The organism is Bifidobacterium sp. MSTE12, assembly GCF_000513015.1.
In the GTDB taxonomy this organism is placed as follows: Bacteria; Actinomycetota; Actinomycetes; order Actinomycetales; family Bifidobacteriaceae; genus Bifidobacterium; species Bifidobacterium dentium.
In genome coordinates, this window is sequence record NZ_AZYA01000021.1 from 1 (window position 1) to 14,757 (window position 14,757).

The window sequence follows — 14,757 nt, forward strand, 5'->3', positions numbered from 1 at the left end:
CGACGCGGGCCATGCCTTCGCGATCTCGTAGACCGCGTCGATCCTGGACTCTCCCCATGTCATCGAGGGGCACCAGCGATCAACGAGGCCGGTGTCGATCACGACGCCCATGTGCCCGCCGACCAGGCGACGGATCTCGGATGCGAGCGTTCCGTTCCACATGGGGGAAAGCGGCGTCGTTAGCCTGTCCTCTTCGAGGCGGTGCATCAACGATTTGCCGGTCACCCGCACTGTCGAAGGCCCCGGATCGACTGATGTGATGATGAATCGTCCGAGTTGGACGTCCCACCATCCGCCGCCGGGGATCACCGACGCGATCGTCAATGAGACGTGGAGCGTCTGACCGAAGCACGCGAGCGGGTGTGACGGGTCCGTTGGATCCCAGTCCCTCCAGGACTCATCCTCACTCGCCGACCCGACGCGCGGGACTGTGAGCGAGAGCGAGCCCTGCACCTGCTGAGTCGCGTCCCAGGAGACCGAGCCGTCCTCGACGGGTACCTCACCGAGATACTCGTCGCCTAGCCACGACTCGACCGTCGCCTGCAGCGTGTACGCGGAGTGCAGTAGGTCGTCTGGGATGCGCGCGTCCGGGCCGGTCAGGCTCATCTCTCCTCCTGCCAGATCGTGCGATCAAAGCCCTCCCACGTGAGGCGGCGCGCGTCGAGCGCCTGCCACGTGATCGCGCGACCGTCGAAGTCAGCCCACGTCGAGAGAGCGAGGAGAGTCGATGCCTGCGGCAGGGACGTGATCGTGCCCTTGATCGTCCATGTGCGCTCCGCGACGTCGATCCTTGGGGCGCGCTCCATCGAGACGGATGTCGGTGACATGAGCGTCACGAGGGCGACGTCGCACACGCCTGCCTGGCACTGCACGCAGTGCTCAGGGTTGTGGAACAGTGCGACTGGGGTCGGCGTGCCCAGCAGGAGATCGAGCGCCGGAGTATCCCGCCGGTTCGTGCGCGCCGTCAGCGAGACGGTGCCCGCGCCCATCGTCGGCGCATACACCATGACCGGCGTCGGCCTTCCGGGCACCTCGTGCTCGGTGACTCTCATCTTCTTCTCGCGCTGATCGGTCCCCTGCCAGAGCAGGTTGACCGGCATTTTGCCTGCCGTATCCGTCATGAGGGACAGTCCGCGCCAGCGGCGCACGACCGGCGATGACTCCACCTCGACGCCCCGCGACGTCGTCAGCCTGTACCGGAACTCTGTGTTGATCGGCGCGAGAGAATCGCCGATCACCCGCTGCTCGCCTGTTCCCGTCCACACGCCCGCACGGGGGATCCACTTGAAGCCCGTCGCGGCGACGCCTTCGACGTAGCATGCCGTGCCCGCAGGTGCGAGCGCCGCCGGGATGACGACCTGGACTCGCGGGGCCTGGCCGTCCTCGACGACCGCGACCGGCTCCCGTGTCATATCCAGCGCGGCCTCAACCTCGCGCGATGTAGACAGACCCTTCGAGCCCGTCCACTGGTGAGTGATCGCGCGCTGGGTGTAGCCGATCCTCTGCTGAGGTGTGTCCCCGTCGAAGAAGGCTGCAGCGTCAGCGACAGCCTCCTCGACGGTCGCCGCCGCAACGATCATCACGTCGTCCAGGTGTAGCCACCCTGGCTTGTTATCGCGCGCGCCCGAGGTGTAGACCTCGAAGCGCACGCGCGCCTGAGTGGCGCCCGCCGGGGCCACGTGGACCCACGTCGGACGGTCGCCCTCCGCGCTCGACGCGAGCAGCAGCGGCGCGGGCGCTGCCTGACTCCGGCCCGCGACCGTCCACTCGACGCGGACAGCGAGGCCAATCCCAGGACTCGTGCGAACAAGCGCCGACACAGCCAACGCCTGCCCCGCCGAGACCGGGACCGGGGACACGCCAGGCGTAGCGACCTGACCCTGCAGCTGCGCGGGCACGTCGACCACCAGATAGGTAGGTGACTGCCGCTGGTGCCCGCCCCACGCAGCAGTATCAGACGCGATCCGGAGCGACGACGGCGCGTACCTCGACCACCCGTTCGTGCCGTAGGCAAAAGATGGGTTAGGGCAGAGGTTTGTCCGCGTCATCATCGGCTCCTTCCTGCGAGCTGCTTCCTACGAGCGAGGACACCCGCGCTAATCCCCTCGACGTGCGCGCGGAACCGCACGCCGTCATCAAGGACCAGATTGACCTGGGCACCCTCCAGCGAGACCCCAGCACCCGCGCCACTAGCCGCGAGCGCGGACACGTCGGCCCACTGGCGGGCGGTGAGGATCGCTTCGCGCTGGCCGGTTTGGTTGACTGCGGCGGTGACTCCGTCGGGGAGCCAGCCTCCACGGTCGTACTTGCGTGCGCCGCCGTAACGTCCGACCGAGGGAGAGCCCCAGATCGCAGTCTTGCGAGCACTCAAGCCTGGGCGCGGCTCCTCGATCATCTGGCCGTTGCCCGCGTAGACGGCGACGTGCCAGGCTGGGGATCCCCAGTAGAGGAGGTCGCCGGGTGTCGCCGATCCCCAGGGGACGGGTGTCGAGCCGGACTGGTATCCGGCGGCGGTCAGGCGAGGCCAGCCGAGGCCGAGCTGTTGCGCGGCCCAGTAGACGAGGCCGGAGCAGTCCAGGCCGGGCGGGATGCCCGATCCTCCCCAGACATATGGGACGCCCATGAGAACGGCCTTCATGGCTGCGCCGACGAGGCCCGCGCCGCCCGAGAGACCGGACTCGTTCACCTTCGAGGTGAACAAGGACTTGAGGCCGTCGAACAGCATCGGCGGGATACCGTACGCCACGGACTCCCAGAAGCTACCGTCCTTCGGGGACAACAGATCGCGCGCCGGCTTGATGACCAGGTTCGCGATTGCTGCAGCGGGATCTGTGACGATCTCCGCGACCGCCTCCGTGGTCTCCTTGACCCAGTCAAGGGCACCGGAGAAGCCGCCCTTCACAGCGTTCCAGATGCCGCCGTCAGCGAAAGCGACTTCGCCGCGGCGGCGCCCTGTCTCTCCGACGGTCGCGAGGCCGGAGCCGCGCGAGGCGTTGACCCTGTCAAGCCAAGGCTTCCCGCCGAGAGCTCGCAGCGCGTCAGGACGGATGATGCCCTCACCGCCGGACAGACGAAGCGCGCCGCCACCGTCCGGCGAGAAGAAGTGGTAGATGTCCTTGCCCGGGGAGTACCCGGGCGTCATGGTGGAGAAAACGCCGCCGGTCGCGTAGGCCGGAATCGCCTTGACGTCGGGGAGCCGGACAGAGAGGCCAACCTTCGCGGCGATCGTATCGAAAGCCGCCTTAATGCCGTCACGATACACCGTCGTGATGACAAAATTGATGGGCTTTGCTGCGGCGCCCTTGACCTTCTCGAACACAGACTCGACCGACTGACGGAACGACTCGAAAGAGTCCTTCATGCCGCCGATAGCGTTCTTGATCGCGGGGAAAACGACGTCGATCAGGACGGAGGACGCGACCTGTACCGCCGACGAGATTTGATCCCAAACCGGCTTGATGACCGAGTCGTACAGCCACGTGAATGTGGGGCCGAGCGTCGAGGAGATCGCGCTGCCAATCGCAGAGAAGATCGGGGACAAAATTCCCCAGACCGTCTGGATCGCCGAGCTGATCCCATTCCAGGCCGTCGTCACTGTTGTCCATAGACCCTGGAAGGCTAGGCCGACCGAGCCTGAAATAACCGTCACCAGCAGATCGAAAAGCGGATACAGGACGTTGTTCCACACAGCCATGATGAACGTTGAGACGTTCGTCCAGACCGGCTCCACCACATCCTGCCAGAAGCTCCACAGCGCGGGCATGAGCGTGTCACGGAAGAAGCCCGCGAGCGCCTGCAGCGCCGGGTAGACGATCGCCCAGGCCGACTGCGCCGAGGACGCGAAGCCCTCCCACAGCGGCTTGACCACGTTCTCCCAGAGGGTTTGCAGGACAGGCCAGATGACCCGGGACACGATGGTCCACAGGGCCATGAGGGTAGGTCGGATGACGGCGGTCCAGGCGAGCGCGAGGCCCGAGCCGATCCCCTCAAACAGCGGCTGCAACACAGTCGACCAGAGGTTCTGGAGGCCCGGCCACAGCGTTCCGCTGATCCAGTCCCACGCCGCCTCAAGGGACGGCTTGATCTGCTCCGTCCACGCCCTGTAGGAGATCTCGCCGACCGCGAGGAGCGCGTCCCTCAGCGTGAAGAAAAAGTCCACGAGCGCCGAGTCCTCTTCGAGGCCGAAGAGATTGCCGTCGTAGTCGCCTGTGGTGAGGATGCCCCACGCCGACTCGATAGACGGCACGAGAGTATTCTTCGTGTAGTCGACGAAAGCGTCGACCACGGGCGTTACGTTTGTCGTCCAGAACTCCGCGATACCCGCACCCAGGGCGTTAATGGCGTTCGCCACGTCCTCGTTGGTGTTATACAGGTAAATGAGTCCTGCTACGAGTGCGCCGATAGCCACGACCGCAAGCCCGATGGGGTTCGCGGCCATAGCGGCGTTGAGCCCCTCCTGCACGAGCGTTGTGTTTTTAATCCACTCGATCACGGTCGTGAGCACGGAGAAGCCCCAGTAGGCGGCGACCGCGACCCCGACACCCTCACCCAGGGCGACCAGCAGGTCTTTGTGCTCCTTGATCCACCCGAAGGCGTCGGAGAACATGTCGGAGAGCCAGCCCATGAAGTCCGTAATCGTCGGCTTCATGTAATCGATCAGGTCTTTAAAGCCGCCCATGAGTGTTGCCTGCAGGTTGCCGGCGGCATTTTCTATACGGCTCGTGTCGCGCGCGGCGTTCGCCGCGACCTCATCGAAACCGAGGCTCAGCAACGCTTCGTTGAATTCCTCTGCGCTGATCTGGCCCTGGGTCATAGCGTCCCTGAAATTCCCTGTATATGCGCCAGCGTCGAGGAGGGCCTTCTGGATCTTGCCGGACGCACCGGGGATCGCGTTCGCGATCTGATTCCAGTCTTGCGTTGCCAGCTTCCCAGCGCCGTTGACCTGCACGAGGGCTAAGCCCACTTGCTTGTACGTCTCAGCATTGCCGCCTGCGACGGCGTTGAGGTTGCCCGCTGCTTCGGCGAGCTTGTCGAAGTCCTTGACGCTATTCGCCGCGAGCTGCGACGTAATGCCCTGAATATCCGAGAGATCGTAGACGGTCTCATCGGCGTATTTCTGCGCTGCGGCTCCCAGCTCCTCGATCCGATCCGGATCAATACCCGCGAAATTCAGCGTGTCCGCGAACTTCTGTGTCGCGTCTGACGCGGCGATAGCCTCGGAGACGAAGCCGCCGATGCCGACGGCTGCGGCCATTGCCGCCAGGGGTGCGATCGCGTTCTGCGCGAAGCCAGCCATAGAGGAGAAGCCCGAGCCAGCCTCGCGCGTCCCCCTAGCCGCTCGCTCCGCTGCCTGCGCGGCCTCGTCGAGGTCACGCGACGCAGACTCGACAGGGCTGCGGCTCCGGCCCGCCTCGGCACCCATCGTGGTAAAGCTGCGGCCCGCACCCTCTGCAGCCTTCTGCATGCCTCCTGTCGAGGCCTGCATGCTCTTCGTCATCTTGTCGACGCTGTTTTTCGCCTCAGTGGCAGCAGCGTCGATAGGCTGACTGATACTCTTGGCGACCTGCGCGCCGGAGGAGCCGACTCCTGAGCGCAGGCCGTTCGCCAGATCCTTACCGGCGTTCTGCCCGATATTGGGTAGCTGAGCCTTGGTGTCGGCCTCGACGGCCTTGAAAAACCCCTTCATGGAGGGAACCACGTCGACGTACAGTGTGCCCGCCTTGTAGACGCCTGCCATGCTGGGTTCCTCTCTGCAGTTATTCTGTGTCGTCCTCCCAGTTCGGGAGGAGGGCCTTCATGGCTTCATCTCGGAAGCCGTGAAGGTGATCGGTGCGTGCATCCTCGAGTGCGAGCTCGACCGCCGAGACCGGACGCGGATAAGGCTCCTTATGACCGAAGGCGCCGGCCACAAGATCGAAAATGTCCTGCAGGAGGCGCACGACCGGTGTCTGCTCACGCATCCGCGCCTCGGTGTCGTCGGCTGTCGCTTCCGTTTCTGCGACGCTTCGCGCGATCTCCTCGAAGGTGTCCGGGTCGTTGAGGATCGCGACGGTCGTCCTGCTCGTCGATCCGAGGCCGTCAATGAGGGCGAGCAGGAATCGCCAGCGGCGAGCGCGGAACAGGGCCGGTGCATCCCAGCCCTGCTCCGCTAGATCAGAGATGATCTGCCTCTCGTACCGACTCAGTCGGTCGTAGAGGCGTTGCCTTCCCCCGCGTCGCCCAGCATGCCCTGATAATGCTCGGAAGCCTGACGGATCAGGATGCCAAGCTGACGCATATTGAGCTTGCTGAGCAGGAGCTCCGCATCCTCGGCGGTGAGCCAGGTGCGGATCATCTGCGTCGGAGCTTTTGAGGACTCCATCGCTGCCATGAACTTTTCAGCGGCCTCGGGCGTGAGGCTCAGCGGATCCGGGAAGGCAATGACCTGGCTCCCGATCCCGAAAGTGAACGGCGCCGGGGCCGCAGCCTTCTCCAGCTTCGCAAGAGCATTGAACGTGAACGTGGGCTGAGCCTTGTCAGACATGTGTGATCTCCTAGTTATTTGTCTGGCGGTTTATTACTTGTTGAAGGTGGGAGGCGCGGGCAGCGTCGGCTTCTCGCCGCTGTCCTTCGAGTCGTCGATGACCTCCCAGCCCTGCGAGAGGAGCTGCGTCTGCTCGACCGCAGAGTCGGTCTCGCGCTGCAGCTTGATCGTGTTGCCGTCGTCGGCCTTGACTTCCTTCGTGAACTTCATGTGCGGTCCTATCCGTGAGGCGATCTCCATTAGGTGAGGTGTGACGGGCGGGCCGGAGGGAGATCAACTCCGGCCCGCCCGAGATCGAGACGCTCAGTTGGCCTGCTCGAAGCCGATCGCGTCGCGATGACGGATCGCGGCGCTGCCGCCGATGTAGTGACGGCAGGACGTACCTGCCGTCTCATCCATGAACGCAGCGAACTCCAGATCGAACTGGATCGCGTCGCTGGCCGCCCACTTCTCGTCCGGCAGGGACGAGAGCTTCACACGCGGGTAGCAGCGACCGACGATCCACTCGTCGGCGGCGGGTCCGTCTGCCATGACCATCAGGAGACGGTACTCAGCGAGAGCCGGGGTCGCGGCCTCGTCGAAAACGATCTCACCCGTGGTCTTGGACGCCTTGGTCTCCGAGAGATCGATGCCGTAGACCAGCTGCTGAATGGTCTTGCGGATCGGCTCAAGGACCGTGAACTTCACGGTCTTAGGCGCCTTGGTGAGGTCGGTGCGGACAGCCTCGGCATAGCCGAGCGCTTCCACGTCCTCCGTGTTTGCGTCGGCGGAGTTGGTAATGCCGTCGGTCGTGATGAGACCCAGCGGGAGGAAGTCCGTCGGGATCTCCTTGAGGGCGCCGCCCGCGTCGGTGATCGCCTCCGGGACAGTCGCCGTCATAGGTGCCAGGAACGCGAGCGCGTTCAGGCCCTTACGGACGTTGGTCGTGCGATTGTGCTTCTTCTTGAGGGCTTCGATGGTGGTCATGCGAGCCTTCCCTTCATGTCAGTTGATGTCATTCTGAGATGGGCCTGTGCGTGACCGTGGCCGTCATATGGACGACCTCGACAGCCTCAAAATAAGGCTGCACGCCCAGGGTTGAGTCGACCTCCACCGCATCTACCCAGCCGCGAGAGCCAGCGACCGGACGGACGCTGAGCGCACCCTCGATCTGGTCCGCGAGCGCGGATGCGCCGACGTCGGCGGGAGAGGCCGGTGTCTTTGCGTAGATGGAGATGGAGATCGTGTCGTCTCGGTCGTAGTCCCCCGGCTGGGTTTGTATGAGCGAGACGTGTGCGAGTGGGAGCGGCCCGTCGGTGAAGCCGGGTTGCAGGACTCGTGCGGTTGGGATGCCGGTCGCCGCGGTGATTGCATCGCGGATGACCTGGACTGCGTCGGTGTATGTCATGAGCGTCGCTTCCTCTTAGACTTCGAGCCGATCAGCTTGCCGAGTGTGTGCGCGCCCGGTACTGGGTTCCCGGCTTTGCTTCGGTGGCCGAATTCCACCGCGAGCGCGTGTCGGGCGTCGTTGTAGACTCTGCCGACGTCTCGTACAGGCCCGCCTTGGTAGAGCGGGGCTTTCGTTGTCTCTGCTTTGTATGAGTCTGCTAGGTGCCCGCCTTTGTCCGATGAGCCGCGAGGTGCGGCTGCGGCTGCGGCGGATCTGAGCTGCTCTGCTTCCTTGAGGAGTGCTGGCGCGAGGGCTCCGCTGCGTAGGAAAGCGTCGATCGCTTGCGTGTCGCGCTTGAAGCCGCTCACGTCGTCACCTCCGTTTGATGGTCACGGCCACGCCGCGCGGCCAGGGCGAGGGGTTGGACTCGACCTGCCATTTCCCGCCGAGCGGATGGGCACGCGGGACGACGATTGTGTCGCCGACCTTGAACTGCGCGTCCGGCGGGGCGTACAGCGTGGCCTGATCGTCCGACTGTTCCGACGTCGGCAACTCCAGGAGTCCCGGGACCGTGAACGCGCCGGGTGCGATGAGGCACCCGGGGATGAGACGCTCTGTACCGTCCTGCACGAGGTAGCCGTCCGCGTCGCGTCGCGTGCGGCCTTCTACCTGTACCGGGGTTCGCCACTTCTGCATCATCAGGACTCCTCCCGTGATGCGAGGAGGTCGATCTCGAGTGCGCGGCCACGGCCTGCGCCGAAAGCCCGGCGCTCAGCCTTGGTGAGATAGAGGTCGCCCGAGGGGTTCGCGAACGTCAGCTGCTGCGAGAACGGGCCGGTCGTCTCGGTTGCTGCTGAGATTCCCGTGAGACCTTCGTCAGCGAACGGCGCTGTCATCGCGCGCTTGACGATCGCGCAGATGACCCGGATGCGAGTGCCCGAACTGGCGGTCTGCCAGTTCGGGCACTCGTCCATCACGAGACTTTGCGCGTCCTCGATGAGCATGCTCACGCGCGCGCGTTCAGCGTCTGTCAGCGGTCGCCAGCGGGCCTCCAGGTCTCCTGGTGTAGCCCACGGTTCCATCTCAGGCCGCTGCTTCCTTGACGAGGGCGAAGCGGTCGGTGAACACGTACCAGGCGTAGACGGTCTCAAGGCGCAGAGCCACCTGGTTCTTGCGCTTGAGATCTCCCTGTCCGTCAGGGTCGCCGAACTGGATCAGCTCGACGGGCAGCTGGCGCTGGATACCCCAGCGGACACCGTTCGTGAAGTCGCCGACGATCGCGCGTACCTTGGTGTCGGTCGCCTCGGGGGTCGCGGAAACGGTGTTGCCCTGAGCGACCGGGACGCCGAGGAACTCGGAGACGTTCGTGCCGAAGCCCAGCTGCGGGTAACGCTGATCGGAGGTGTCGCCCGCGCCGTCCTTACGGCGCAGCTCCGAGAGCGCCCAGGAGAACTTCGGGTCGAAGGCAGCGCCCGTGACCATCGCCGGGTTCGTGCCGTTCACGACCTGACCGACAGCAGCGCGGAAGGCGACGTCGGCCTCAGCGGTCTTGCCCTTCATTTCGACGACCTTCGTCGACGCGGCAGCGAAGTTCGTCCACGACGCGACCTTCACGCCCGTCAGAGGGTTAATCGCGTGGTAGAGGCCGAGGTCAAGAGCGCGAGACAGTGCCTCAGCGCCGGCCTGTGCCAGCTCGTCGAGGACGCCGAGCTGGTAGTCCTCATCAGCCCACATGACCTCTTGAGAGAAACGCATAGTGACCTGCGCCTTGTGGGGCGCGACAGACACGGACGAGAACGAGCCCGTGGTCGATGCCTTATCGGCGCCCTCCTCGACGAACTCCGCCTTCGGCAGGTTGTCGAACACGATGATGTCCTGCTTGCCGAAGCGCATCGGCTTCTGCTGCGAGAGCAGAGCGACAGTCGACAGGGACTGAGACTTCTTGACCATGCCGTCCGCAATCTCGCGGGGCAGCAGCACGGACGTATTGGTTGTGTTGAAAATAGCCACAGTTGGCTCCTTCCGAGAAATGAGAGATTATTTCGAGCCGAAAAGCTCCTGCGCGAAAGCGCGGCGAGCCGAATCAGCGTCGGAGACACTCGGGGTTGCCCCCTGCGTCGGGATCACAGGCACCGAAGGCCGCGCCTTCAACGCCGCCGCGAGCGCGGAGGCGTGTGCGGCCAGTTCGTCCTTAGTCGAGCCGCGCAGCAGGTCGGCGGGGACTCCGACTTCCTGTGCGACGTCATTGCGGATCTTGTCGAGCGCCGCCTGAGCGTCGATCTGCGAGAGGCGCGCCTCGGCTTCGGCGAGCTTGCTCGCTGCGGCCTTGAGGTCGTCATAGTCGGCGAACTTTTCGCGCTCGCGAGCCAGTCGCGCGCCGATGACCTTGTCCAGTTCCTCCTGCGTCGTGATCGGCGTGAAGGCGTGACGGCCAGCGGTCGGGGCCGGGGCCTGGGTATCGGTCGCTTCCGTTGCGGTGGCTTCGGTGGTGTCGGTGTTGGTGTCGGTGGTGTGCATGGTGTCTCCTGGTGTCCGTACTTGTGTGGCGCCCGTCGGCGCTCATGGTTCCGCGATTTGCCCCTCGCGTAGGGGAAACTCAGCGGCCGTCAGATGCTTTTTCTGTCGGCGTTTTGCGACCGCCGGATCGCTTGCGCGTGTCCTCCTCGAACTCTCCGGCGTCGTACCGCTTCTTGATCGCCTCGGGGTCATAGCCCGCGATGTTTGCGGGCTTGCTGGCCCATGAGGGGACGACCTGGCAGTCGCAGTGCGCGTGGTATCGGTCGAACGCGCCGGCGGACTTTTCCGATGCGTAGATCCATCCGCGAGACGCGAGCATCATGCAGAACGAGCAGGTGACTGCTCCGGTCGGGACGCGGGCGAAGCTGACCTTCGCGGGATCCTTCGCCGCGGCGTCTGATACCGTCTGCCGAGCTGAGTTTTTCACCCAGCTCTCCGTCGATTCAGACAGCGCCTCCAGCGAGGCCTCAGCGTCTCCGGTGCTCGCCAGTGGGTTTAGGGCGCTGCGGATCCTTGCATGCACCGCCTCGATACGAGGCAACGGCGCGGGCTTCGGCGTGTAATCGCCGCGAGCGCCGGCAGCTCGTCGCAGGCGTTCGTACCACTCGACGGCGAGTTGCCCGCCGACGTTGCCGTATGCCTGCACGAGCTGAGGGAGGAAGTCCTCCAGTGCTTCGCGGCATGCGACGACGTCGGTCGTGTCGAGCGTTTTCCAGAAGCGCTCAAGGTCGCGTCTCGCGAGGCGTGCGCATTGCTTCTGGGCTTTGGCGAACTGCGTGATCTCTTTCCTGGTTCTTGACACGCGGTTCGCCTCTTCCCGTTACTTTGCTTCGAGCTTGTCTGCGTCTGCTTCGGGCATGCGCAGGGATACGGGGACAGCGCCGGTAAAGCGCAGGTCGTCGAGGCCGAGCCTCAGCGCTGCATCTTGCGGCTCAATGCCTGCGCGGATCGCGACGCCGAGCGCGTCGAACTTGGCTTTCAGCGCGACGGGATCCTCAGCTCCCCCCCCCCGCTTCCTGCGTCTGCTGTTCGGGAGCGGCGGGCGATTCGAGGGTGCCGGCGCCAGCGAGACGTTCGAGGAGCGACGCGGCCTTGCCGGGCGCGTTCTCCGCTCGGACCTGCTCGATCTCCGCCTGCGTGAAGCCGGCGCGCCGCAGGCCGACTGTCGTCGTCGCGACGTCCGGCAGCGCGGATGCGATCTTCGCGATCACGTCCGCGCTTGCCTGCGGGCTCACGTAGCGGGTCGGCGTGTAGTTGATCGCCATATCCCACGATTCCTCGGGCGGGGCCGTGAGTCGGTCGCGGATCATGAGGACGTCTTGGAGGAGGCGACGCAGCGCTGGCGTGAAGATACGCCACTGGTAGTCGGCCTCGTCGGACAGCTGGTACTCAGCGGCCTGCATGGCCTCCGCCGACGCCGGGTTATCGCCGAAGATACCGACCGTGCTCATCGGCAAGTTCGTCGCGGCGCAGAAGTTCTGCGCGAGCTGACGATACATCGCGAGATGAGGTTCCATCGACAGCTGCGTGAACTGGCCGACCGACGGCGTTGCACCTTCCTCATTGACCGTGAGAGCGAGCAGACGGCCCGTGATCGCCGACCACCGCTCCATACCTGTAAACGCATCCTCGGACGCGCCGAGGACGTACCGCTGCGGGCTGGAGAAGAATTCAGCGCCCGTCTCGGCGCGCATCAGCGTGCGCACCGCCGCGTCCGTCAGGTACCGGACCTCGGTCGTAATCCGCGAGCGCCCGAACGGTCGTCCGAGCTGCGGGTCATAGACCAGCGGCTCGACGAGCACGCGGCCCGTCGGGTTCTCCATCCGCTCAAGGTGCCAGGCCGCAGAGCCGGGCTGGCGAGAGAAATGAATGATGAATGAGCGCGTGTACATCGTCGCGCCCGTGATCGTGTTCTCGTACTGCTCCGTGCCCTCAGCGGTCGAGGCCTCTAGAGCGAGCGCTGCCTCCAGCGTGCGCGTGCGCTGATCCCACAGGGCCGTTGTCCACTTCGCGTCGCGCGCCTGGATCATGACGGGCGGCTCGCCGCGCGTCACGTCACCAGCTGCGACAGTCAGGAACGAGACCGAGTGCTTGTACGCGCTCGTGATCGCCTGCGCGAGCTCCGTCTCGAATTCATTGCGCGCGAGAAGCCCGGCCAGGTCGTAGGTGTCGGTCAGACCACCGACGGTGTAGCCCTCGAAAACGTGCTTCCGTGCGAGGGCTTGCACGGCCTTCTGGGGCCAGCCGAGAGCGGCGCGCGTGCGCTGCATCTGCGGCGGGATAGAGATGCCGAGATCCTGGAAGGCTCGATGCCCCTCGTAGTACACGTCGAGCAGCGCGTTCTTCGACTGCTTCGCCGTGATCCGATCCTGCATGAGGCGCAGCTGGCTCTTCTCAGTTTCAGTCAGCCCCGGCAGCGCCGGGATCCTCGTCAGACTCATAGGACGATCGCCCTCCTTCCGGTTTTCCCTTTAGGCCTACGCCTCGTGGTCTTGGCCGCGTGCAACGCCGCCGATACCGCCTCTAGCGGTGTCTCATCCCCGTCTGGGGTCGAGGCCGACCAACCATACGCGCCGTCTCGTCGGCGAATCTGCCGGTCCACGACAGCCACCGAAGCGTTGAGCGCGTCCTCCGGCTCTCCCGCCGGGTGCGTCACCTGGCCAGCTCGCAGCCCCTCAAAGAGCAGCCCGCAGGCCTCGAAATACTCGCCAGTTGTCATGATGTGGACGAGGCGTTTCGGCACGCCTCGCATGTCCAGCGCGTCCGACAAAGCAGCCGCGCCAGCACCGCCGAGAAGATTGATCTGCGCCGTCCTGTCGACGCGCTCGGCAAGCCATTCCGCGAGCGCCGACACGCCCGCAGCGGTAGACCCCGTATAGGTGTCGATTGCGTTCACGTGGAAGCGCGCGGACGCTCCCGTGCCTTCCTTCATCGCGCCCGCGAGCGCCATGCGCTTACCGTCGGCGCTGAAAGACACGCCGAACGAGCGGATGCCGTCCTCCGGCGCGTCTGCGACGGAGGCATCCCACGTCGCGGAGTCGATCGCGCGCGAGGCTCCAGCGTTCGCCGGCCACATTCCCAGGCGCTCACGCTTGAAGCCTTCTTCGTTGAGCGTGCGACGCTCGTTTTCGACGAACGCAATTTTCATGCGTCCCGCCGTGATCGCCGGGTTCGTCGCGATCCACACGCCCTTATCGTCGAGGTTGACAGGCCCGTCCGGGTCCGCCGACCACTCGTGCCAGCACATCGGTCCGGGATGCTCCGAGAGGCCCTGTGCGCGCTGGCGAGTGAACACGGCGCCCGATGCGTTCGGACCTGGCGGCGTGCCCGTGTAGAGGATCTGCGAGTTACCGAGGTCGCCAGCCGAGCCCGTCGAGAGCATGGCCTCGATAGCGTCCTCAGTCAGCTCCTGCGCCTCGTCGAAAACGATCACGTCGGCTGTAAAGCCACGACCTGACGACTTCGAGCGGGCGATGACTCGCAGCTCTGCGCCGTTCGTGAGCGTGATCGATTCCTGGCCGTTGACGTTACGGACGTTCGTCACGAGGCGGTTCAGCTCGGGGAAGTCTGCCGACTCGTCGTTCGCCTTATTCCCGAAGAAATGCTTGAAGCGCCTGTAGTGCGCCTGCGCTGTTTTGACCTCGTGCGCGGAGTGAAGGATCTTCTCTCCGAGGAGCACCATGCCGAAAAGCTCGCGGATCTCCAGGAGCGCGTTCTTCCCGTTCTGGCGCGGAACGGACAGGCCGCAGGTCATGTGCTTCCACTCGTCCTTTGTGGACGCGGCCAGCCAGTCCTCGAGGACGAGATTCTGCCAGGGGTCAGGGGTCAGCCCGAAGTTCGCGGCGAACTCGCCGGCGATGTCCCCGAAAGTCTTTGCTCTACGCTTAGCGGCGACCCGCACCCGAGGCGTTTGACCGTCGCCGTGCGAGCTGGTCCTGGAAGTTGACAACGTTGTCTCCCTCCTCCTTCGACTCGACTACAACAGCCGGGCCGGCCAGCTCAGAAATCAACGCCCGCGCCTCACGAATCAACGGCGCCCGCTTGTCAAACTCGGCATACTCAATCGACTGCAACGTCGCGTCCAGCAGCTTTGTGCGCTGCGCGCGAGCATCAAATGCCGGAACCTCCGGCTCCTTCTTCGCCGCGGCCTTCTTCGCCGAAGTCTTACGCCCGCGAGCGCTCGATGCCTTCGCCTTCTTCTCAGCCAATTCCAACCCCCTACTCCCGGGCGAAACCGCCGAAAACGCCTACCGTCTATCCCAGATGCCCCATAAACACGCCAGGCGAGCCGCCCCTAAACGAAAACCCCCAGCCACCGTTTTTGCGCGAAACCCCCGAAAATAACGGG

Annotated in this window: 16 protein-coding genes; 1 reads left to right on the forward strand and 15 read right to left on the reverse strand. The window is 64.9% G+C overall.

What is annotated here, in order from left to right:
• The 3 genes from HMPREF1494_RS05585 to HMPREF1494_RS11880 all read right to left on the reverse strand — a co-directional run.
• The coding region (locus HMPREF1494_RS05585) for a hypothetical protein (protein ID WP_034520745.1) at positions 1-606 on the reverse strand (606 nt) is incomplete at its 3' end.
• A complete protein-coding gene (locus tag HMPREF1494_RS05590; protein WP_036924996.1) occupies positions 603-2,051 on the reverse strand; it encodes a hypothetical protein in 1,449 nt (482 codons plus the stop codon). The genes HMPREF1494_RS05585 and HMPREF1494_RS05590, both read right to left, overlap by 4 nt.
• A complete protein-coding gene (locus HMPREF1494_RS11880) occupies positions 2,048-5,737 on the reverse strand; it encodes a tape measure protein (RefSeq protein ID WP_051404727.1) in 3,690 nt (1,229 codons plus the stop codon). The genes HMPREF1494_RS05590 and HMPREF1494_RS11880 overlap by 4 nt, the downstream gene beginning before the upstream one ends.
• A 151-nt stretch (positions 5,738-5,888) precedes the next feature.
• Between HMPREF1494_RS11880 and HMPREF1494_RS11470 the strand changes: the two genes are divergently transcribed.
• The gene (locus tag HMPREF1494_RS11470; protein WP_155807172.1) at positions 5,889-6,152 is read left to right on the forward strand and encodes a hypothetical protein; all 264 of its coding nucleotides are present in this window, start codon (positions 5,889-5,891) and stop codon (positions 6,150-6,152) included.
• A 29-nt stretch (positions 6,153-6,181) separates the two neighbouring features.
• Here HMPREF1494_RS11470 and HMPREF1494_RS05605 read toward each other — a convergent pair whose 3' ends face one another.
• The 12 genes from HMPREF1494_RS05605 to HMPREF1494_RS05660 form a co-directional block, all read right to left on the reverse strand.
• Positions 6,182-6,523: a hypothetical protein gene (locus HMPREF1494_RS05605; RefSeq protein WP_034466123.1), complete on the reverse strand. Its 342-nt coding sequence runs from the start codon at positions 6,521-6,523 to the stop codon at positions 6,182-6,184.
• Positions 6,524-6,556: 33 nt separating this feature from the next.
• Positions 6,557-6,733, reverse strand: coding sequence for a hypothetical protein (locus HMPREF1494_RS11475; RefSeq protein WP_155807174.1), 177 nt, complete (start codon positions 6,731-6,733; stop codon positions 6,557-6,559).
• A 93-nt stretch (positions 6,734-6,826) separates the two neighbouring features.
• Positions 6,827-7,489: a hypothetical protein gene (locus HMPREF1494_RS10975; RefSeq protein WP_051404728.1), complete on the reverse strand. Its 663-nt coding sequence runs from the start codon at positions 7,487-7,489 to the stop codon at positions 6,827-6,829.
• A gap of 28 nt (positions 7,490-7,517) precedes the next feature.
• Positions 7,518-7,910 carry a hypothetical protein gene (locus HMPREF1494_RS05615; protein WP_034466126.1) on the reverse strand — a complete coding sequence of 131 codons (393 nt, stop codon included), beginning with the start codon at positions 7,908-7,910 and terminating at the stop codon, positions 7,518-7,520.
• 354 nt (positions 7,911-8,264) lie between these two features.
• A complete protein-coding gene (locus tag HMPREF1494_RS05625) occupies positions 8,265-8,591 on the reverse strand; it encodes a hypothetical protein (protein ID WP_034466129.1) in 327 nt (108 codons plus the stop codon).
• On the reverse strand, positions 8,591-8,902 hold the full coding sequence (locus tag HMPREF1494_RS05630; RefSeq protein WP_231495345.1) for a hypothetical protein: 312 nt from the start codon (positions 8,900-8,902) through the stop codon (positions 8,591-8,593). The genes HMPREF1494_RS05625 and HMPREF1494_RS05630 overlap by 1 nt, the downstream gene beginning before the upstream one ends.
• 73 nt (positions 8,903-8,975) lie before the next feature.
• Positions 8,976-9,902 (reverse strand): phage major capsid protein, encoded by a 927-nt coding sequence (locus HMPREF1494_RS05635; RefSeq protein WP_034466133.1) that lies wholly within the window; start codon positions 9,900-9,902, stop codon positions 8,976-8,978.
• A gap of 27 nt (positions 9,903-9,929) precedes the next feature.
• A complete protein-coding gene (locus HMPREF1494_RS11480) occupies positions 9,930-10,409 on the reverse strand; it encodes a hypothetical protein (RefSeq protein WP_051404729.1) in 480 nt (159 codons plus the stop codon).
• Between the two features lie 79 nt (positions 10,410-10,488).
• Complete coding sequence (locus HMPREF1494_RS10985; protein WP_051404730.1) at positions 10,489-11,211, reverse strand: VG15 protein; 723 nt, start codon at positions 11,209-11,211, stop codon at positions 10,489-10,491.
• Between the two features lie 193 nt (positions 11,212-11,404).
• On the reverse strand, positions 11,405-12,850 hold the full coding sequence (locus tag HMPREF1494_RS05650) for a phage portal protein (protein ID WP_034466136.1): 1,446 nt from the start codon (positions 12,848-12,850) through the stop codon (positions 11,405-11,407).
• Positions 12,847-14,358 (reverse strand): terminase, encoded by a 1,512-nt coding sequence (locus tag HMPREF1494_RS05655; RefSeq protein WP_197017149.1) that lies wholly within the window; start codon positions 14,356-14,358, stop codon positions 12,847-12,849. The genes HMPREF1494_RS05650 and HMPREF1494_RS05655 overlap by 4 nt, the downstream gene beginning before the upstream one ends.
• Positions 14,294-14,617 carry a hypothetical protein gene (locus HMPREF1494_RS05660; protein WP_034520760.1) on the reverse strand — a complete coding sequence of 108 codons (324 nt, stop codon included), beginning with the start codon at positions 14,615-14,617 and terminating at the stop codon, positions 14,294-14,296. The genes HMPREF1494_RS05655 and HMPREF1494_RS05660 overlap by 65 nt, the downstream gene beginning before the upstream one ends.
• Between the last annotated feature and the right edge of the window lie 140 nt (positions 14,618-14,757).